Source organism: Tessaracoccus lubricantis (assembly GCF_039544535.1).
GTDB lineage: Bacteria > Actinomycetota > Actinomycetes > Propionibacteriales > Propionibacteriaceae > Arachnia > Arachnia lubricantis.
This window is the reverse complement of the sequence record NZ_BAABLV010000016.1, coordinates 1-20,529: the sequence shown is the minus strand read 5'-3', so window position 1 is coordinate 20,529 and position 20,529 is coordinate 1. Positions and strand designations below refer to the sequence as shown.

Here is a 20,529-nt window from a genome sequence, read left to right as displayed (position 1 = left end):
CCGACGGCTGGGGGTCGCCGGGTGGCGTGCTTGGGCGTGCCGTGACACTCGCCGGGGTGGTTGGGCGTGCTGTGACGCTCACCGGGTTTCGACACGGTCGCGACCCTCGTACCTCGGGTACGACCGGCTCAACCAGCGGGAGATGAGAGACCTCTCATCCTCGCATTTGCCCCGCCTCATGTTGACCCCCTTCACTAGGGGGAGGAGGCGCGCGCATGGACGGCAGACGGAAGGCGACGGTGGGGCTGGTGGCCCTGGCCGTGGCAGCCGGCCTGCTCGTGGGCTGGCTGGTCGTCGCGCTCGCCGCGCCGCCGGCCAGGCCCCTGAACGAACCGGCGATCGTGGTCACCGCCGTGCCGTCGCCCACGACGGCGGAACCCAGCCCCACGCCCAGCCCCACCGTCGAGGCGCCCAGCGCGCCGCCCTCGGGCACCGCCGGCGCCAGCCCCACGCCGACCACGGCCACGCCGGTCACGCCCCCGCCCGCCTCGCCGACGACGGTGGCGCCGAAACCCGTCAAGCCCGCGCCACCGGTGCGCCCTGCGCCCACCCAGACCACCGATGACGACGACGATGACGACGACGACGGCGAGGTCGACGATGACGACTGAGCGTCACACCAACCGGTAGCCCATCCCCCGCACGGTCTCGAAGCGTTCCTTGCCCAACTTGCCCCGCAGGTAGCGCACGTACACGTCGACGACGTTGCTGCCCGGGTCGAAGTCGAACCCCCACACGTTGCTCAGCAACTGTTCGCGGCTCAGCACCTGTCCCGGGTTGCGCAGGAACGTCTCCGCCAGCGTGAACTCGCGTGCCGACAGGTCCACCCACTCGCCGTCGACCTGCGCCTTCCGTGTGCGGAAGTCCAGCACCAGTCCGTTGTGCGCCAGCTGCGTCACGCCCTGCCCGGCCTGCTGTGACGACTCCGTCCGCAGCCGGAGCCGGATCCGTGCCAGCAGCTCCTCGAAGGAGAACGGCTTGGGCATGTAGTCGTCCGCGCCGCCCTCGAGGCCCGCGACGCGGTCTGCGACGGAGGACCGGGCCGTCAACATGATCACCGGCACGGCGACCCCCTGCCCGCGGATCCGCTCCAGCACCTCGAAGCCGTCGATGTCGGAGAGCCCGACGTCGAGGACCACCAGGTCGAAGTTGCCGTGCACCGCCAGCGTGGCACCCTCGGAGCCCGACGCGGTGGTGTGCGAGGTGAAGCCCGCGGCCTTCAACCCCTTGGCGATGAAGCCGGCGATGCGCGCCTCGTCCTCGATGATCAGGATCGTGCTCATATGGCCTCCATCTTCAGGGTGGGTTCCAGGTCTGCCGGGTCCACCGGCCCGAGCGGCAGCACGAGGGTGAACGTGGAGCCCTCACCCACCGTCGACTCGATGTCCAGGCGGCCGCCGTGCGCGGCCATGATCGACTCGACGATGCTCAGCCCCAGCCCCGCGCCCTGCGCGTGCGCCGCGCCGGCCTTGGTGCGGCCGAAGCGTTCGCGCACCAGTGCGAGTTGGTCGGGCTCGATGCCGATGCCCTCGTCGCGCACCCACATCAGCACCTCGCCACGCTCCAGCGCGGACCCGAGCGTCACGGCGGTGCCCGGCTCGGAGTACTTCACCGCGTTGGCCGCCAGCTGCAGCCAGGCCTGTGTCATGCGGCCGGGGTCGAGGAACGCCTCCGTCGACGCGATGCGTTCCAGCCGCCACCTCCGGTTGCCCAACGCGCGGGCCTTCTCCAGCACCTGGTCCGTCAATGCGGCGATGTCGAACCACCTCGGCTGCACGAAGTCGGATTCGGTGGCCTTCGCCAGCATCAACATGTCGCCGACGAGCACGCCCATGCGGTCGAGTTCGTCGAGCACCAGGGCGCGCGTGTCCCGCACGTCGACGGGGTCCTCCGCGTCCACCAGTTCCATGTGCCCGCGCACCACCGTGATGGGGGTGCGCAGCTCGTGGCCGACGTCGTCGAGCAGCTGACGTTGCCCCTCCACGGAGCGCTGCACGCGGTCCAGCATGCGGTTGATCGTCGCCGACAACGCCGCCAGGTCGTCCCTGCCGCGCACCGGCACGCGGGTGGTGAGGTCACGTTCGTCGATCGAGTCGGCCGCCTTCCGCAGCTCCTCGATGGGGCGCAACAGCCGGCCCACCGCGATCCACGCCACCAGCACCAACAGCACCACCGTGCCGACGGCGACCGCGGCGTACAGCGTCATCGTGCGGCGCAGCTCCGCCTCCGTGAGGTCGAGGTCGAACACGTGCACCAGCGCCCCCGTCGACTGCGGGTACTGCACCGGCGCCACCAGCACCCGGTAGTGCGAGGTGTCGGTGCGGACGGTGTCGACGACGATCTCGTCGCCCGCCGCCAGGGGCATCACGTGGTCCACCAGGTCCGGGTCGTCCTCGGGCCGCAGGGGCACGTCCTCCGACGCCACCCACAGCACCTGCCCGTCCACGACGGCGAGCTCACCCTCCGCAGCGCCGATCACCGTGCGCGCCAGGAACGTGTGCAGCAGCTCGGACGGGCCAGCGAACGCCTGGCCGGTCTCGGGGTCGATGCCCTGCTCGGCGAGCACCCGCAGCTCGTCCCTGGTTCGCAGCAGCTGGTCGTCGACCGAGCCGTGGATGCTGCGGTGCTGCAGCACCGCCACGATGGCACCCGAGGCCAGCAGCGCCAACACCGCCAGCAGCACCATGGTGATGATCAGCCGCGACCGCAGCGTCACCCTGGCGACGAGATCGGGCTGCGCGGTCATGGGCCCATCCTTCCAGAGCCCGTGCTCACGGCGTTCCGGTACCGCTGGCCAGCCCGGCCCGGCCCACCATGGTCCGCACCCCGGTGCGCTGCAGCTTGTTCCAGCGCGCCTCCGTGCCGCGCGCCTCGTGCCACAGCGCCGCCACGGTCACGCACGACATCATCACGGAGAACGGGACCCACAGCGGGAGGAACACCAGGAGGCGGAAGTCGCGCCAGTCACGGTCCAGGATCAGGGCCAGCACGCTCACGCCCAGGGCGAGGCCCAGCCCGGCCCACATCAGCATCCCCAGCAGCCCGTCGAACCGCAGGTCGCCCACCGCAATCGCCACCACCGACAACACCAGCGCCGCCAGTTGGAGCACCGGCAACGCCAGCATGGAGAGCAGGTTCAGCGGCAGGTACGCATCCACCGGGCGCGACGGCCACTGCTCGAACCGTGCCCTGTGGATCCGCGCGGTCTGGATCAGGCCGCGTTGCCAGCGCACCCGCTGCTTCCACAGGCCCTTCAGCGTCGAGGGAACCTCCGCGAGCACCTTCGCGTGCGGCGCGAACTCCACGTCGTAGCCGCTGAACTGCACCCGCCAGGTGAGTTCCAGGTCCTCGCCGACGGTGTCCTCCCGGAAGCCGCCCAGCTCGCGCACGACGTCGGCCCGGAACGCGCCCGAGTTGCCCGCCACGATCGGCAGGATCCCGACGAGGGCCAGCGCCCGGCGCGTCATGCCGGTGCCGACGTGCGTCATCAGCGCGAGCAGCGCGGTGAGCGGCGACTCCACGTTGATCGGCAGGTCGTTGCCGCACACGGCGCCCACCTTGTCGTGCCGGAAGCCCTCCAGCAGCCTGGGGATGGTGTGGGGGGTGAACACGCCGTCGGCGTCGGCGAACACGAACACATCGCCGGTGGCCCGCGCGATGCCGGCGTTGAGCGCCGAGCCCTTGCCGCCGTTGGCCTTGCTGATCACCGTGACCCGCGCGTCGGCCTCGTAGCGGCGCATGATCTGGAGCGTGTCGTCGCTGGACCCGTCGTCGACGAGCAGGAGCTCAAGGTCGGGGTAGCCGGAGGCCAGGACGGAGTCGAGGCAGCCGGCCAGCACCACCGACTCGTTGTACGCGGGGATCACGACGCTCACCCGCGGCCGCACCGGCAGCGCGGGCGGCGTCTTCTGGCGGAACTCGAACAGCACCGCGAGCGGATGGAGCGCCCAGTTGAAAGCGCCCATGATGAGGCCGGGAATGGCCACCATGAGCAGGACCGTGGTCAGCGGGGTCACGCTGGCACCGCCTTGCGGGCGGCCGCCAGCACCGCGTCGAGCACCTCGGGGGCGGCGGCGCTGTTGGCGCCGAAGCGGGCGTTGACCTCGATCACGCAGGGGGTGCCGTCGGCGCGCAGCCGGATGTCGACGTCGGCCGGGCCGTGCAGCCCCAGCGCCCGCGCAGCGTCGACGGCGAGCACGCCGACGCGGGGGAACTCCACGCGGGCCACGCCCGTCGCGTTGCCCACCTCGCCGCCCTTCAGGCCGGTCTTGCGCAGCACCACCACGACGTCGTCGGCCGGGTCGTCGGCGATGAAGACGTTGGGTGCGTACTCCGCGCCGGGGAGGAACTCGGCGAGCAGCTGGTCGTCGTCGAGGAGAACGGTGGGTGGCCAAGAGCGGTGCACGACGACGCCCCGCCCACCGCGCGAGACGCGCGGCTTGGTGACGAACGGCCGGCCCACCCAGTCGATCAGCGCGGCGGACAGCGCACCGCCACACACCGTGCGGGGCACGGCGACCCCGCCCTGGCTGAGCACCAGCGCGGTCAGCCACTTGTCATGTGCCACGTCGACGGCGGCGCTGGGCCCGATCACCGCCTGCGGCAGGCCCACCGCGGCCACGATCGGCAGCTCCTCCTGCACCGTCGGCAGCACCAGGTCGACGTCGAGCGCCTCGACCATGGCGCGCAGTTGCGCGACATAGCCGGGGTCCAGGGCCGGCAGCGAGCGGAGGATCTCGACGTCGCCACGGCGGCGTCGCGGGAGCAGGTCGGTGCCGATGGCCCAGATCCCACGGGCGCGGAGCTGGTCGAGCAGGGTGCGGCCGGCGGGGCCGCTGGCGCCGGTGACGAGGACGCGCATCACAGCACCCCCGCGAAGCCGTTGATGCGCACGGCCTCGAAGCCCTCGGCCATCGGCAGCTTGCCCTGCGCGCCGCGGAAGGTGGCCGTGCCGGCCAGCGACTGGGCGTTCATGTACGGCTTGTCGGCCTGGTCGTGGTGCGCCGCCACCGCGCTGGCCTTGGCGTCGACGTAGTCGGCGATGTCGACGAACACCTGGGGCGAGAACGCCCGGGTCACCGACGGCGACTCGTAGCAGAGGATCGCCGGGTGCCGGCGGCCGGCGCGCATGGTGGCCCAGTGCACCGCCTCGTGGTCCTGGTGCTGGTCGTTGCTGGAGTGGGTGAAGATCAGGTCGGGGTTGAGCGAGACGATCTTGGCCTCGATGGCCTGGACCATGGTGCAGTCGTGGGAGGCGAGTTCGGTGTCTGGCAGGCCGAGCACCTCGCAGTCGGTGAGCCGCAGGAACGCCGCGCCGGCGTAGGCCTCCCCCGGCCGGGCCGTGGGGTCACCGCCGACCGCGCCGTCGCTCATGATGAGCGCGTGCACCTCGTGGCCGGCGTCGGCGAGGCGTGCGAGGGTGCCGCCGGCGGCCAGCTCGAGGTCGTCCGGATGGGCGCCGACGGCCAGGATGCGGCGCGGGCGCTGCACCCTGTCAACGGGGAGCCACGACAGGGCCGCCAGGCCGAACTGCGCCACGAACGCGGCGACGCCCGCCACCAGGCACGCGAGCTGGGCGGCGGTGCGGCCCGCGTCGAGCGCGGAGACGACGTTGGCGGGCACGAGGATGAGCCCGGAGACGATCACGAACAGTTGCAGGGTGCGGAAGCCGCGCACCCGGCGGCGCAGCGTGGCTTCGGCGAGGACGACGATGAAGGCCGTGGCCACGAGGGCGACGGCGACGAGCAGGTGGGCCGAGATGTTCATGGCACCGATCCAAGGCCCCACCGCTGAGGCCGTCATGAGGGGTTTCTGAGAGGTTTCTCACCGGGTGCCACGCATGAGAGACCTCTCACGAATCCACCGGGGTTGGCCTCATCTGCGGGCAGTGTGATGGCGGCATCGGACAAGCCACGAAGGAGAACTCACATGGCTCTCAAGACCTCCACCACCTGGCTCGTCGCGGCGGCGTTCGGCGTCGCAGCGGTGGGCGGCGGGCTGCTGGCCTCCGTCGCCGCGCCCAAGCCGACGCCGGCCGTCACGACGGCCGCGCAGTCGCCCTCGCCGGACATGGAGCCGATCATCGTGACGGCGCCGACGCAGAGCCCCTCCCCCGAGGCGAGCCCCACGGCCACACCGCCGGCCACCCCCACCGTCACCGAGACCGTGGTGATCACCGGCACCGACCTGTGCGACGACCTCGACGACGACCTCATCTGCGACGACGAGCAGACGCAGTCGCCCGCACCGGCCCCGGCAGCCGCGTCGGCGCCGGCCACCCAGGCTTCTGCGGCCGTCGCCGCCAAGCCGACGAAGAAGGCCGCCGCCACGGTGAAGAAGACCACCTCCGTGCCGGTGTACGACGACGATGACGACGACTGGGACGACGACCGCGACGACCGCGACGACGACTGGGATGACGACGACCACGGGGACGACGACGGCGACGACGACTGAGCGGCCGTAGGATGCTGGGAGCCCCACCACCGGAGGACCCATGGAAGACACCCGCACCGTCGTCGAGGTGAACGCGCCGGAGGAACCCGTGTTCCCCGGTTCCGCGCTGATCGGCGTCGTCCTCTTCCCCGTCTTCGCCGTCGTGGCGGTGGTGCTCGGCATCGTCTACGAGCTTCCGTGGCTGGTCACCTCGTCGCTGGCCCTCGCGCTGGCCCTGGCCGCCATCTTCGTCGCGCAGTACCTCAACCGGCGCGGCCGCTCCGGCAAGCTCCGCCTCGACCTGAGCCGCGGAAGCACCCGCCTGGGCCCCGCACCCTCGTCGCGGCTCGTGCCCCTGCTGCTGACTGCGCTGGCCGGTGTGGTGGTACTGGTCGACATCGTCCTGCGCTTGGCCGGCTACCTCCACGACGACGGCGGCATGACCTTCTCCGTCATGCTCGCCCTCGTCGTCGGCTGGGGCATCGCCGAGGGCTACTTCGCGTACCGCAACCCGCCCGGGCTGGTGTTGTCGCCCAGCCACGTGACGACGGTGGGCAGCATGGGAAAGGAGGTGCGCGTGCCGTGGTCACAGTTGAGTGGTGCCCCCGAGATCAAGGGCCCCCGGCTCCTGATCCCCGCCGACAAGGACCAGCTCCAGGTGGGCGTGAGCAGCATCGACTCTGACCCTCGGGCCGTCGTAGCGCTCATCGAGGCCTACCGCGGCCGGCCGGCGCGACAGGGCGAACTCGGCGACGGCAGGGTGGTGCAGCGCGCCCAGTCGCTCACCCTGCGCTGAGCCGACTGCGCACTCCGTGCTGGCCGATCCCGGCGTGCACACGCGTCCCTCGCCATCAGTTCTGACCGTCAAGGAACGGCTCCGGTGGGCCAACGCCATGGATGTCCGCGAGATGGAGCCACCTCCCCAGAAGGAGCAGGGGGTGAGCCCGTCTTGAGGACATCGGTGGCGTGCTCGGTGATGAGCCCGCCGCAGGTGCCCTACCTGTTCTTCAGCATCGCAACCGCTTCCTGCAACTGGGGGACGAGGTCCGCCACGGTGCCGGCGGTGAAGTGCAGCACGGTCCAGCCCTCCAACGTGAGGTTGTTCCACTTGATGCGGTCATTGACGAAGGCGTCGAAGGTGCGGTGCACCTGCCACCCATCCACCTCCACCGCCAGCTTGAGGTCGGGCACGGCAAGGTCGATGAAGTAGAGACAGCCCTTGATGAGGACGGGATGGTTGGCGACCCAATCCTGGAAGTGGGCGGCACGAAGGAGGACATGGGCCTCCCGTTCCAGCTCGGACCACGGCTGGTCGCGCGATTCCCGCACCAGTTGCGCCAGTTGCTGGACTCCCGGCCGCCAGCTGTTCAGCCGCAGCGCCTCCTCGAGATCCTCGATCGTGACCACCCCACGCCTCAGGGCATCGCTGATGATGGCAGCGCCCGAGGCAGCTGCGAGATCGAGCACGGTCAGTGCCGGAGCGGAGAGGTAGTGGTGCCCGTTCCACGTCACGAGCTCGGGGGCGATGGTGCGCCGTTCGAAGCGGTACCCCTTGACCTGGTGTCGCCGTGCGCCGGCCACATGGATCTGGCCAACATCGAGCTCGGGCCAGTGGGTCAGCCGGGCCGCAGTTTCCCGAACGAAGACGCCGTTGGGGTCCACTGCGCGGGCGGCCGCCACCCTGACCTCGAAGGAATCGGCAGCCTCAGGGGTTGAGTAGAAGCCGCCGAGCACGTGCCGCAGTTGGCCCCTGCGCGCGTGGTACCGGATCGAAGTGGTCAGCTTGGGGTGTTGGCGGACGGAGATGATCAGTTGTTCGCTGAGGATGGCCTCGATGTCAGGATGCATGCCTCCATCAATGGCCAGCGCACCCGCTGGCCCTTCATGGAGAACGAAATCTGTGGACAAGTCCCCCGCGCAATATGTGTCCCCACGATGGGCCACCCCCTCCCCAAAGGCTGGAGGGTGGGCCCATCTTGTGGACAACGATGGCGACGCCCAGCGCGAGCCCGGCAACTTGTGGCGCAATCGCCGAGGGCCGGCCGGCGCGACAGGGCGAGCTCGGCGACGGCAGGGTGGTGCAGCACGCCCAGTCGCTCACCCTGCGCTGAGCCGCTCCAGCAGCCGCACGGCGTCGTGCGGCGCGTGGCCGTGGATGTCGTTGTCGAAGTACACGTGGACGTCGAGGTCGAGCGCGAGCCATGCGCGGCACTGCTCGGCCCACCGGTCCAGCGACCCATCGGTGTAGGCGCTCGCGTACAGCTCCTGCTCGCCGTGCAGGCGCACGTAGCGGAAGTCGCTGGTGGCGTCGCGCATCACGGGCCAGGTGCCGGCGCTGTCGGCGATCACCATGCACACGTCGTGTTCCGCGAACAGCGCGTGTGCCTCTGGCGAGTTGAAGCTGTCGTGACGGGGCTCGACGGCGTGGCGCACCACCGTCGACGGGTCCACGTCCGGCGCCACCTCCAGCAGCACCCGGTCGGGCGCGAGCTTGTCGCCGTGGCGGGCGCCCAGGGCGGCGATCTCGGCGTGGGTGCGGGGCAGGAGGGCGAGGAAGTCGCGCATCTTGGTGGGGTCGAAGGCCATCCTCGGCGGCAGCTGCCACAACACGGGCCCGAGCCGCTGGCCCAGCGCGAGGACGCCCGAGGCGAAGAAGTTCGCCAGCGCGGTGTCGATGCCGCGCAGTTGCAGCATGTGGGTGATGTAGCGCCCGCCCTTCACGGCGAACCTGAACTCGGGCGGCGTCTCCTCGGCCCACCTGGCGTAGGACGTGGGGCGCTGGAGCGAGTAGAACGAGCCGTTGATCTCCGCCGAGTTCATCTTCCCGGCGACGTGGCGCAGCTCGTCGCGCTGGCGGAGGCCGGCCGGGTAGAAGTCGCCGCGCCAGCCCTTGTAGCGCCAGCCGGAGACGCCGACGTAGCACCTGCTCACACGGCGAGCCTACGCCACGCCCACCCGTCGGCTGGGGAAAAGGCGTACCCAGAGCGCCTGGCCGCACCGTCGCAGTCTGCGACGTCACGGCCCAGCGTGCGGGCCGTCAGCCGCCGAGCGGGCTAGCCGAACCAGCCCCACACCGTGCAGCCGAGCAGGAACACGACCATCGCCACGAACAGCAGCAGGGTCACCATCGAGCTGCGCAGGTCGTTGGGGTTCCCCTCGTCAGCGTCGCGGTGGTCGTCGACGACGGGCTCGCCGGCTCCGGTCGGCATCACACGGCCACCAGGCGGCTGATGTCCGAGACCATGGCGATGCCCAGCACCACGAACACCACGGCCATGAAGATCGTGTACATCCACCGCTGCCGGTGGTCCGACCCCCAGAAGCGGCGCATGCTGACGACTCCGTTGATCACGGCGTAGACGCACAGCACGATGCCGATGGGCGCCGCCACCCAGCCGGCGAGGCTGAGCATGGGCACGAGCACCGGCACCAAGAGGTAGGTGATGAGGCACCGCACGCCGGAGATGACCACCGAGACCCGGAAGGCGCGGTGCGCCGCCTCCGACGACGACGTCCGCGCGGGCCCCCGGATGCCGAGCAGCCGGCGCATGAAGCGGTCGGCGGCGCCGTCGGAGCGGAAACCAGCTGCCGCGACGGCCGGCGTGGCCGTGGTGGTCTCTGTCATGGTCACATCTTCCCCGTCAACGCAGTGAGTGCCAAGCGGCTCACTTGAACCAGTCCAGCATCACGCAGCCCACGGTGAACACCACCATGGACGCGAAGAGGAGGATGGTCAGCACTGCGCTCTCCACCTCACTGGGCTTCTTGTGCTCCGCCTCATACTTCTCGACGTCGAACGGCTGCTCTGCTTCGGAGCTCATGCCGCACCTCCCTCGGTTGCCTCGGTCACGACGGGTCCGGCGACGTCCTCGCGGTGCAGGTGGCGCCACAGGCGCACGCCGCCGGCCACTGCGACGGCCACCCCGATGCCGCCCAGGATGACACCTGTGAAGAGCCCGACGTAGAGCGGGCTCAGGATCACGTCGTCCGTGGGGCTTTGGCTCATCACGCCGACGAGGAAGCCGAACAGCGGCGCCAGGGCGGCCAACGCCACCCCCAGCGTCGTCGCCCAGAAGCCGGGCGCGACAGGTGCCAGCCGGATGGGCCGGCCGGCGCGGGCGTCGTGTGATTCACTCATCTGTTCTCACCCTTCCAGGGGTCGGTCGACTACGGCCAGCCCGGGCTTCCGGGGCTGGGTGGGGGCCTCGTCTTCCCCCGTGAACTTCTGCACGGCCTGGACCAGCGGCCCGACGATGTCCATCGGCAGCGGGAACACGACGGTGGAGTTCTGGTCGGCGCCCAGCTCCAGCAGGGTCTGGAGGTAGCGCAGTTGCAGCGAGGCAGGCGCCTCGCTCAGGGTGAGGGCCGCGTCGCGCAGTTCGACGGACGCCTGCAGTTCGCCGTGGGCGCTGATGACCTTGGCCCGGCGCTCGCGTTCCGCCTCAGCCTCGCGGGCCATGGCGCGCTGCATCATCTCGGGGATCTCGACGTCCTTGATCTCGACGACGGAGGCCTCCACGCCCCATTCCTTGGTCTGGGTCGCGATCGAGCGGGCGAGGTCCTCGTTGAGGTCCGCGCGGTGCGCCAGCAGCGTGTCGAGCTCCGCGCGGCCCACGACCGAGCGCAACGTGGTCTGGGCGAACTGCGACGTGGCGATGGCATGGTTCTCCACCGACATCACGGACAGGACGGGGTCCGTCACGCGGAACATCACGACGGCGTTGACGCGGGCCGTGACGTTGTCGCGGGTGATGACCTCTTGCGGCGGAATGGTCAACGTGACGGTCCGGAGGTCGACCTTGATCAGCTTGTCGAGGAACGGGAGGCGGAAGACCAGGCCCGGGCCGAGCGCACCACGCAGGCGGCCGATGCGGAACGCGACCACCCGTTCGTACTCGCGCACGATCCGCAGGGAGGCGAAGAGGAACGCCACCACGAGGAGGAAGGCGAGGAGCCCCAGTACGGCTTCAGTGGGCATTGTCAGTTCTCCTATCTGACGCATAGCTGCTGCGTAGGCGGGCGAGCGCCGCGGCTGCGGCCTCACGGTCTGCGGCGGTCTGGTCCGCCGTGCGCACGACGGCGCCGAGGGGGTCTGCGGGCGTCCGCTTGAGGAACGCCCACAGCGGGATGGACCCCAGTGCGATCAGGGACGCGGTCACCATGGTCAGCACCTGGCTGGTCCAGTGCTCCACCACCAACGTGGTGAGCGCGGGCCAGAGGAAGGCCAGGACCGTGATCGAGCACGCGATGCCCCGGTGGAACCGGGCCGACTCCGACGCCGGCCACGGGTCCACCGCCCGGCTCATCTCCCGCCCGTCGTCGGACTCGGTGCAGTTGTCCTTGACGGGGCACGAGTTGCACACCAGCGGGACCCCCCGGTAGCGCATGACTCGGTTGTCCGGGTCGAACGAGCGGGGAAAGAGCCACTGGTCCTCCGGGCAGAGCCACGCGTCGTGGCTCTTGTGGTAGGTGAAGCCGCCGTTGCGGTGGGTCTCCACCTTGGTCTGGGCCCGCCGGGCCATGTGGTCGATGCCGTAGGACACCAGCAACAGGACCACGCCGTAGGCGGCGCCCAGCCAGGCGCTGAGCTCGATGTCGATCACGGCTGGTCCTCCGGGTCCACCGGGGGCCGTCGGTCCGAGGCGTACCTGCTGCGGCTGGGCGGCAGCGTGTCGTCGCCGTCGACCGCGGTGCCCATCGAGGCGGGCACGCCGGTGCGGTCCTCGCGCGCCTCCTCGTGCTCGAGGACGAAGAGCGTCTCGGGCTCCATCACGGTCACCGTCGCAGGGATGGCGTGCCGCACGCCCAACCAGGCGAGGTACACGAACGGCAGGATGCCGCCGATCAGGAAGACCACGTCGCCGGGCATCCGGAGCCATTCGAGGATCACGTTGCCGGGTTCGGCGATGTAGCCCAGCGTGCGGGCCTCGTAGTAGCCGTCGTTGACCGAGTGCCACAGCTGCAGCACGCCCAGCGGCAGCAGCGTCGCGAACACCATCCACGCCAAGCCGATGTTGAGGCACCAGAAGGAGATCTTGGCCATCTTGTCGGACCACTTCTCCGGCTTGATGATGTAGCGCAGCGCGAACAGTGCCATGCCGACGGCGAGCATGCCGTAGACGCCCATCATCGAGCCGTGCGCATGGTTGGCGGTCAGCGCCGTGCCGATCTGGTAGTACGAGACGATGGGCAGGTTGATCAGGAAGCCGAAGACGCCGGCGCCCACGAAGTTCCAGAAGCCCACCGCCACCAGGAACATGACGGCCCAGCGGTGCGGGAAGGGTGCGCTGCTGCGCGACTCCTGCTTGGAACCCAACTGCAGGAAGGCCCAGGCCTCCACCGTCAGGAACGTCAGCGGGATGACCTCGAGCGCCGAGAAGAACGCGCCCAGCGCCATGTGCTCCACGGGGGTGCCGGAGAAGTACAGGTGGTGCATGGTGCCGATGACGCCGCCCACCGAGTAGAGGATGACGTCCATGAAGATGATCTGGATGGCGATCTTGCGCCGCACCACGCCGAGCATGACGAAGATGTAGGCCACCATCACGGTGGTGAACAGTTCGAGGAAGTCCTCCACCCAGAGGTGGACCACCCAGAAGCGCCAGAACTCGGCGACGGTGAGGTGCGTGCCGTTGGTGGCCAACAGGCCCACCGCGTAGAAGGCGGGGATGGCCAGGCCGGAGTAGAAGAACAGCCACGGCATGTTGAACTTCGACTCGGACCTCAGGCGCGAGCGGATCGCGCGGTAGATGATGATGATCCAGATGAACAGGCCCACCACGAGCAGGATCTGCCAGAACCTGGGCAGGTCGAGGTACTCCCATTGCTGGTCGAAGAAGATCGAGCCCTTCGCCCAGTCGGGGCCGAAGGTGGACACGGCGGTGCCGCCGAGCGTGCCCGCGACGACGACGAACAGGGCGCCGAGCAGCCCGTAGGCCAGCCAGTGCTGACGCTTCGGTTCGCGGCCGGAGATGATCGGGGCCAGGAAGATGGCCGCGGCGAGGAAGGCGGCGGCGGTCCAGAGCAGCGACAGTTGAAGGTGCCAGGTGCGGGCGAGGTTGTAGGGGAGGACCTGGGCCAGGTCGATGCCGAAGAAGCTGTCGATCTCGGCGCGGTAGTGTTCGACGGCCGCGCCCAGCGTGGACTGCGCCAGGAACAGCACGGAGACCACGAGGAAGAACCAGGCGGTGGCCTTCTGGGCCTTGGTGATGCCCACCGTGCCCGGCTGCAGGAACCGGAGCGCCGGGGTCTCCGCCGACTGCCAGCCGATCTTCTTGCTCCAGCGGCCGTAGACGCCGAACAGCGCGCCGAGCCCGGCGAGGAGGGCGATCAGCGACATGGCGGACCACACGAGGATGTCGGCGGTGGGCTTGTTGTCGACGCGGGGTTCGGCCGGCCAGTTGTTCGAGTACGAGTAGTCGTGGCCGGGGCGCTCCGCGGCGCTGGCCCACGCGGTCCAACCGAAGAAGGCCGTGAGGTCGTGGATCTCCTGCGGATCGGTGATCACCGAGGGCAGCAGGCCGTTCTTCGTGGTCTCCTCGCCGAAGAACTCGGCGTAGTGGCCCTTGAGCATCTCGAATGCGCTGACCTGCTCGGGCGTGAAGACGAGGACTCCGCTGGCCTCGTCGTACCTGTTCTCGCGCATGTGCTCGACGGTGGCCGCCGTCGGGTCCTGCTCACCGCTGGCGCGCAGTTGCTCACTGACGTGCTCGCTCGCCAGGCGGAGGTACTCGGCCGTGTAGTCGGGCCCGAGGTAGGCGCCGTGCCCCATGATCGACCCGTACTGCTGCAGGCCCCGTCGGAGGAAGATCTGCTGCCCGGAGGTGATCTCCTCCTCGGTGAACACCACGTCGCCGGACTCGCTCACCACCTGCTGCGGGATGGGCATCCCGTCGGTGTAGGTGCGGTAGGCCAGGAAGCCCATGACGAAGAAGCCGAAGACGAACACCAGGGCCACGCCCTGGACCCAGCCTTTGGAGATGACCAGCTCCGCCTTGCTCGGCTGGAGGTCGGGGTTGTTGTTGATCAGACTCATCTGTATCCACCCTCTGGTATGGGGCTGCACATAGGGCTGCCGTGCGATGTTGAACGGGACACTAGCGGTGTTTCGCGGTTTGCACTAGTTACTTGGACCAATTGCGCGACAACGCGAAATGCAGACGTGGGGCTGGCATCGAAGTCGCCAGGTCAGCCCCGGCGGGCCTGTGCGACAGGGTGTCTCACCCTAACCCGCATCCGGTCCACGATTGTACGGAATTGTCAAATCCGCCGTCGGACATCGCCCCGCTCCCAGCGGCCTCCATAGCGCACGGCTTTTGGCGGCCGCTGTCGGGTTCGCACAAAGTTCGACGGCAAGGTTTGGTCAACGCCCGGGTGTGGCGGAAAAACCGACGGAAAGGTGGTCGTGTCGTTTCCCAAACGGCCCGCAAACCTGACAGATTGACGCCAACCCCCAGCCGGGGGCCGTCCGTCGTGCCAGGAGGTCCGAATGTTCCGACGCATCGCCATCGTCAACCGTGGCGAGGCCGCCATGCGGCTCATCCACGCCGTGCGCGACCTGAATGCGGAACACCCGGACCGGGACCCCATCGTCACCATCGCGCTCTACACCGACGCCGAGCGCTCCGCGATGTTCGCTCGCGAGGCCGACGAGGCCTACCCGCTGGGCCCCGCGTCGCAGCGCCCCTACCTCAACCACCAGCTGCTCGCCCGCGTCCTGACCGAGGCGCGGGCCGACGCGGTGTGGGTCGGCTGGGGCTTCGTCGCCGAGGACCCGGCGTTCGCAGACCTCGTCGAGTCCATGGGCATCACGTTCATCGGCCCCTCCGGCGACGCCATGCGCAAGCTCGGCGACAAGATCGGCTCGAAGCTCATCGCCGAAGAGGTGGGCGTGCCCGTGGCGCCGTGGTCGCGGGGCGGCGTCGACACGCTCGACGATGCCCTGGCCGCCGCCGACTCCATCGGCTACCCCCTCATGCTCAAGGCGACCGCCGGCGGCGGCGGCCGCGGCATCCGTCGCGTCGACTCCGGCGCCGACCTGGCCGACGCCTACCAGCGCACCCGCGACGAGGCCGAGCGCGCGTTCGGCTCCGGCGTCGTGTTCCTCGAGAAGCTCGTCACCGGCGCCCGCCACGTCGAGGTCCAGCTCATCTCCGACGGCGACACCGCCTGGGCGGTCGGCGTGCGCGACTGCACCGTGCAGCGCCGCAACCAGAAGGTCATCGAGGAGTCGGCCTCCCCGCTGCTGGGCGCGGAGCAGAACGACGGGCTCAAGGCATCGGCAGAGCGGCTGGCGTTGGCCGTCGGCTACAAGGGCGCCGGCACCGTCGAATTCCTCTACCACCCGGGCGAGAAGCTGTTCGCGTTCCTCGAGGTCAACACCCGCCTCCAGGTGGAGCACCCCATCACCGAGGCCACCAACGACTTCGACCTGGTCAAGGCGCAGATCTGCGTCGCCGCAGGGCACAAGCTCGAGGACAGGCCGACCGAGTTCGGCCACGCCGTCGAGGCCCGCCTCAACGCGGAGGACCCCGACCGCGACTTCGCGCCGTCGCCGGGCCTCATCACCCGCCTCGACCTGCCCGCCGGGCCTGGCATCCGCGTCGACACCGGCGTGGCGGAGGGCGACTCCATCCCGGCCGACTTCGACTCCATGATCGCCAAGATCATCGCGTTCGGCCGCAACCGCACCGAGGCGCTGGGCCGACTCCGCCGCGCCATGGCGGAGACCACCGTCGTCATCGAGGGCGGCGCCACCAACAAGAGCTTCATCCTCGAGCTCCTCGCGCAGCCCGAGGTGACCGGCGCCGAGGTGGGCGGCCGGCGCGCCGCCGCCGTCGAGTGGGCCGACACGGGCTGGATCGACCGCGTCCGCGCCGACGGCGGCCTCGTCGCCGACGAACACGCCGGCATCGCCCTGGTCGCCGCCGCCATCGAGGCCTACGACGACAACACCCACGTCGAGACCGAGCGCCTGCTGAGCACGGCGCACGGCGGCCGCCCGCAGACCCAGCACAAGTCCGGCCTCACCGTCGACCTGAAGCTGCGCGGCGTCGTCCACTCCGTCACCGCCTACGCGACGGGGCCCAACCGCTACCGGGTCACGGTCGACGGCAGCACGGCCGACGCCACCGTCGAGAAGCTCGACGAGGTGCACGGCCGGATCACGGTCAACGGCGAGCGGTTCCGCATCGTCAGCGCCACCCACGGGCCGGTCCACCTCATCGAGGTCGACGGCGTCACCCACCGCGTCTCCCGCGACGAGGGCGGCGTCCTGCGCTCCCCCGCGCCCGCGCTGGTGGTCGCCACGCCGGTGACGGTGGGCAGCGAGGTCGAGGCCGGGGCACCGGTCGTCGTGCTCGAGTCGATGAAGATGGAGACGGTCATCCCGGCCCCGTTCGCGGCGCGCGTCAAGGAACTCCACGTCATGACGGGTTCGCAGGTCGAATCCATGGCGCCGCTCGTGCGGTTGGAGCCCCTCGGCAACGGCAACGGCGAGGTCGCCGTCGACGAGACCACCTCCGTCGAGCTCCCCGACGCGCCCAAGGACGTCGACGTCGCCGAGCGCCTCGAGAAGCTCCGCAACGAGCTCTCGGCCGTGCTGATGGGCTACGACGTCGACCCGGCCGCCACGACGCTCAAGGCCTACCTGGCCGCCCGCGACGAGGCCCGCGGGCAGGGCATCGACACCCTCCCCGGCGAGATCGAGCTCATCGCGCTGTTCGCCGACCTGGCCGAACTCTCCCGCAACCGTCCCGTCGGCGAGCAGGACAACACCGAGCTGCGCGTCCACTCCGACAGGGAACACTTCCACCGCTACCTCACCACGCTCGACGCCGAGCGCGCCGGCCTCCCCGGCCAGTTCGTGGAGCGCCTCGGCCGCGTACTGGGCCACTACGGCGTCGACTCCCTGGACCGGCTGCCGGCCCTGGAGCAGGCCGTGTTCCGCATCTTCCTGGCGCAGAAGCGCCAGGCCGCCGACATCTCGATCGTCATGGGCATCCTCGACCGCTGGATCGCCGAACCGGCTCCCGACGCCGACCGCGCCGCCTCCGCGCGCGCAGACCTCGAACGGCTGCTGCGCGCCACCCAGCTGCGCTTCCCCGCCGTCGGCGACATGGCGCGCTCGGTGCGCTTCCGGTGGTTCGACCAGCCGCAGGTCGACGCCGAGCGGGCCTCCATCCTGGCCGGCTTCGGCGCCGAGCTGGAGGCGCTGATCGCCAACCCGCAGGCCGCCGACTACGAGGAGCGCGTGGCCAAGCTGGCCGGCGTGCACGAGTGGACGGCCAACTACCTCGCCACCCGCCTGGCGCAGGGCGTGCCGGCCCACGAGCCCATGCTCGAGGTGCTGCTGCACAAGTACTACGCCGACTACGACCTGGGCAACATCCACCGCTTCGCCATCGACGGCCGCGCCGTGGTCATCGCCGACTACTTCCTCGAGGGCCGGCCGCGGCGCTTCGTCACCACGGTCGGCACGCGCGACGAGCTGGTCGACGGTTCGCTGGAGCGCGTCGTCGGCGAGCAGTTCGCCATCCGCCCCGAGGGGTACGACGCCGTGGCGGAGCTGTACGTGGCCTGGCCGGAGACCCCCGACGAGGAGGGCATCGGCGTCGAGCTCGCAGACCTCCTCAACGCCTGGACGTGGGACCCCGCCACCCAGCGCGTCGCCGTGGGCGTCTGCCTGGCGGACGGCACCGTCGAGTACCGGGCGTTCACCTTCGGGGACGTCGACGGCGTGCGCACCCTGCGGGAGAACACGCATGTCCGCGCACTCCACCCGATGACCGGGCGCCGCCTGGACCTGTGGCGACTCCGCGAGTTCGACACCACGCGCCTCCCCGCGCCCGACGACGTGCTGCTGTACGAGGCCGTGGCCAAGTCCAACCCGGACGACCGCCGGCTCATCGCCATCGCCCAGGTTCGCCAGCTGGGCGTGGTGCGCGACGCGGAGGGCCACCTCATCGGCCTGCCGCACGCCGAGCGCGCGGTGTCGAACTGCCTGGAGGCCATCCGCCGCACCCGTTCGGCGCGCGGCTCGGCCGGGTCGAAGCTCGACATGAACCACGTGTGGGTCTACGTCTGGCCGCCGGTGGACCTCACCGCCGACGACATCAAGCCGCTGCAGGACCGCATCACGCCGTTGTCCGACGGCGCCGGGATCGAGGAGGTGCTGTGCCACGGCCGCTTCGTCGTCCGCGACGGCGACGGCGCGCCCCACGAGCTCCAACCCCTGGCGGTGCGGTTCCATGCCAAGCCGGGCGCGGGCGTCACGACGACGGTGACCCCGCCGCCGTCGGAGCCGCTCAAGCCCCTCGACGACTACGCGGGCAAGGTGCTGCGCGCCCGCCGTCGTGGCCTGGTGTACCCCTACGAGCTCACCGGCAGCCTGGCAGGAGAGGGCGGCTCGCTCGTCGAGATGGACCTCGACGCCAACGCCCGCCTGGTGGACGTCGACCGCGAACCCGGCCGCAACAAGGCCGGCATCATCTGCGCCCGCGTCACCACGCCGACCGAACTGCACCCCGAGGGCATCACGCGCATCGTGCTGTCGGGCGACCCGACGAAGGGCTTGGGCGCAGTCGCCGAGCCCGAGTGCGCCCGGATCATCGCCGCCATCGACCTCGCCGAGGAGATGGGCGTGCCCGTCGAGTGGTTCACGCTCTCGTCCGGCGCCCGCATCTCGATGGAGTCGGGCACCGAGAACATGGACTGGGTGGCCGCGGCGCTGCGCCGCATCGTGGAGTTCACGCAGGCGGGCGGCGAGATCAACATCGTCGTGGCCGGCATCAACGTGGGCGCGCAGCCCTACTGGAACGCCGAGGCCACCATGCTGATGCACACCAAGGGCATCCTCGTGATGACGCCGGATTCGGCGATGGTGCTCACCGGCAAGCAGTCGCTGGACTTCTCCGGCGGTGTGTCGGCGGAGGACAACTTCGGCATCGGCGGCTACGACCGCGTCATGGGCCCCAACGGCCAGGCGCAGTACTGGGCACCGAACCTGGGCGCGGCGATGGGCATCCTGCTGTCGCACTACGACCACACCTACGTGGCGCCGGGCGAGACCGGCCCTCGACGCGCCGAGACGACCGACCCGTCGGATCGCGACATCTCGGACTTCCCGCACCAGGCCGACGGTTCGGACTTCGCGACGGTGGGGCAGATCTTCTCCGCCGAGCACAACCCGGACCGCAAGAAGCCGTTCGACATCCGCGCGGTGATCGCGTCGGTGTGCGACCAGGACCACCCGCGCGTGGAGCGCTGGGCCGGCATGGCGGAGGCCGAGACCGCCGTCGTGATGGACGCGCGCATCGGCGGCCACTCCGTCAGCGTGCTGGGCATCGAGTCGAAGCCGGTGGCCCGTGCGGGCTTCCCGCCCACCGACGGCCCCGACACGTTCACCGCGGGCACGCTGTTCCCGCGCTCGTCGAAGAAGGCGGCGCGCGCCATCAACGCGGCGTCGGGCAACCGCCCGATGGTGGTGTTGGCGAACCTGTCGGGCTTCGACGGCTCGCCTGAGTCGATGCGCAACCTGCAGCTCGAGTACGGCGCGGAGATCGGCCGGGCCATCGTCAACTTCGAGGGCCCCATCGTCTTCGTGGTGATCTCGCGGTACCACGGCGGCGCGTTCGTGGTGTTCTCCAAGCAGCTCAACGAGAACATGACGGTGCTGGCCATCGAGGGGTCCTTCGCCTCGGTGCTGGGCGGCGCGCCCGCAGCCGCCGTCGTGTTCGCCGGTGACGTGGCCAAGCGCACCGCCGCCGACGCCCGGGTCCGGGAGCTCGAGGGTCGCTTGCAGGGCGCCGCGCCGCAGGACCGGGCCGCGCTGCAGCTGGAACTGGCCGACGCGCGGGCAGCGGTGCGGGCGGAGAAGATCTCCGAGGTCGCCGGCGAGTTCGACGGCGTGCACTCCATCCACCGCGCCGTCGAGGTGGGCTCGGTGGACCGCGTGATCTCCCCCGCGCAGCTGCGCCCGGCGATCATCGAGGTGATCGAGAAGCGCTGACCGTGACGCGTGCGCGGTCCCTGAGCCTTGATCCACCGGTGGTGGTGGGGTGTTTGTGTGCGGCGTTACAGGCGAAATGCCTTCTG

General features: G+C 70.3%; 17 protein-coding genes and 1 pseudogene. 4 read left to right on the top strand and 14 right to left on the bottom strand.

Annotation, left to right across the window (positions count from 1 at the left end):
• Positions 1-215: 215 nt before the first annotated feature.
• Complete coding sequence (locus ABEA30_RS04625; RefSeq protein WP_345579686.1) at positions 216-611, top strand: hypothetical protein; 396 nt, start codon at positions 216-218, stop codon at positions 609-611.
• A 3-nt stretch (positions 612-614) separates the two neighbouring features.
• Here the strand turns inward: ABEA30_RS04625 and ABEA30_RS04620 are convergent, their stop codons facing one another.
• The 5 genes from ABEA30_RS04620 to ABEA30_RS04600 are packed head-to-tail and all read right to left on the bottom strand — an operon-like array spanning position 615 to position 5,766.
• Positions 615-1,283: a response regulator transcription factor gene (locus ABEA30_RS04620; RefSeq protein ID WP_345579683.1), complete on the bottom strand. Its 669-nt coding sequence runs from the start codon at positions 1,281-1,283 to the stop codon at positions 615-617.
• Positions 1,280-2,746, bottom strand: coding sequence for a sensor histidine kinase (locus tag ABEA30_RS04615; protein WP_345579680.1), 1,467 nt, complete (start codon positions 2,744-2,746; stop codon positions 1,280-1,282). The genes ABEA30_RS04620 and ABEA30_RS04615 overlap by 4 nt, the downstream gene beginning before the upstream one ends.
• A gap of 25 nt (positions 2,747-2,771) precedes the next feature.
• A complete protein-coding gene (locus ABEA30_RS04610; RefSeq protein ID WP_345579677.1) occupies positions 2,772-4,016 on the bottom strand; it encodes a glycosyltransferase family 2 protein in 1,245 nt (414 codons plus the stop codon).
• Complete coding sequence (locus ABEA30_RS04605; protein WP_345579674.1) at positions 4,013-4,861, bottom strand: ATP-grasp domain-containing protein; 849 nt, start codon at positions 4,859-4,861, stop codon at positions 4,013-4,015. The genes ABEA30_RS04610 and ABEA30_RS04605 overlap by 4 nt, the downstream gene beginning before the upstream one ends.
• Positions 4,861-5,766, bottom strand: coding sequence for a PIG-L deacetylase family protein (locus ABEA30_RS04600; protein WP_345579671.1), 906 nt, complete (start codon positions 5,764-5,766; stop codon positions 4,861-4,863). Before ABEA30_RS04600 ends, ABEA30_RS04605 begins: the two co-directional genes overlap by 1 nt.
• A gap of 162 nt (positions 5,767-5,928) precedes the next feature.
• Between ABEA30_RS04600 and ABEA30_RS04595 the strand changes: the two genes are divergently transcribed.
• Both ABEA30_RS04595 and ABEA30_RS04590 read left to right on the top strand, forming a co-directional pair.
• The gene (locus ABEA30_RS04595; protein ID WP_345579668.1) at positions 5,929-6,456 is read left to right on the top strand and encodes a hypothetical protein; all 528 of its coding nucleotides are present in this window, start codon (positions 5,929-5,931) and stop codon (positions 6,454-6,456) included.
• A gap of 40 nt (positions 6,457-6,496) precedes the next feature.
• Positions 6,497-7,231, top strand: coding sequence for a hypothetical protein (locus tag ABEA30_RS04590; protein ID WP_345579665.1), 735 nt, complete (start codon positions 6,497-6,499; stop codon positions 7,229-7,231).
• A 200-nt stretch (positions 7,232-7,431) separates the two neighbouring features.
• Here ABEA30_RS04590 and ABEA30_RS04585 read toward each other — a convergent pair whose 3' ends face one another.
• The 9 genes and pseudogenes from ABEA30_RS04585 to ABEA30_RS04545 form a co-directional block, all read right to left on the bottom strand.
• Positions 7,432-8,283: a DUF559 domain-containing protein gene (locus tag ABEA30_RS04585; RefSeq protein WP_345579662.1), complete on the bottom strand. Its 852-nt coding sequence runs from the start codon at positions 8,281-8,283 to the stop codon at positions 7,432-7,434.
• A gap of 249 nt (positions 8,284-8,532) precedes the next feature.
• Entirely contained in the window at positions 8,533-9,366 is an 834-nt protein-coding gene (locus tag ABEA30_RS04580; RefSeq protein WP_345579659.1) for a DUF72 domain-containing protein, read from the bottom strand.
• A gap of 122 nt (positions 9,367-9,488) precedes the next feature.
• Positions 9,489-9,644 (bottom strand): hypothetical protein, encoded by a 156-nt coding sequence (locus ABEA30_RS04575; protein WP_345579656.1) that lies wholly within the window; start codon positions 9,642-9,644, stop codon positions 9,489-9,491.
• The gene (locus tag ABEA30_RS04570) at positions 9,644-10,060 is read right to left on the bottom strand and encodes a hypothetical protein (protein WP_345579653.1); all 417 of its coding nucleotides are present in this window, start codon (positions 10,058-10,060) and stop codon (positions 9,644-9,646) included. Before ABEA30_RS04570 ends, ABEA30_RS04575 begins: the two co-directional genes overlap by 1 nt.
• A gap of 40 nt (positions 10,061-10,100) precedes the next feature.
• Positions 10,101-10,256: a hypothetical protein gene (locus ABEA30_RS04565; protein ID WP_345579650.1), complete on the bottom strand. Its 156-nt coding sequence runs from the start codon at positions 10,254-10,256 to the stop codon at positions 10,101-10,103.
• Positions 10,253-10,573, bottom strand: a complete 321-nt coding sequence (locus tag ABEA30_RS04560) for a hypothetical protein (protein ID WP_345579647.1) — start codon at positions 10,571-10,573, stop codon at positions 10,253-10,255. The genes ABEA30_RS04565 and ABEA30_RS04560 overlap by 4 nt, the downstream gene beginning before the upstream one ends.
• A gap of 6 nt (positions 10,574-10,579) precedes the next feature.
• Positions 10,580-11,413, bottom strand: a complete 834-nt coding sequence (locus ABEA30_RS04555; protein WP_345579644.1) for an SPFH domain-containing protein — start codon at positions 11,411-11,413, stop codon at positions 10,580-10,582.
• Positions 11,403-12,038, bottom strand: coding sequence for a hypothetical protein (locus tag ABEA30_RS04550; RefSeq protein WP_345579641.1), 636 nt, complete (start codon positions 12,036-12,038; stop codon positions 11,403-11,405). Before ABEA30_RS04550 ends, ABEA30_RS04555 begins: the two co-directional genes overlap by 11 nt.
• 137 nt (positions 12,039-12,175) lie before the next feature.
• Positions 12,176-14,470 (bottom strand): annotated as a pseudogene (locus tag ABEA30_RS04545) (nitric-oxide reductase large subunit); the annotation flags it as partial.
• Positions 14,471-14,923: 453 nt separating this feature from the next.
• Here ABEA30_RS04545 and ABEA30_RS04540 point away from each other — a divergent pair.
• Positions 14,924-20,443, top strand: a complete 5,520-nt coding sequence (locus ABEA30_RS04540) for an ATP-binding protein (RefSeq protein ID WP_345579638.1) — start codon at positions 14,924-14,926, stop codon at positions 20,441-20,443.
• Positions 20,444-20,529 lie beyond the last annotated feature (86 nt).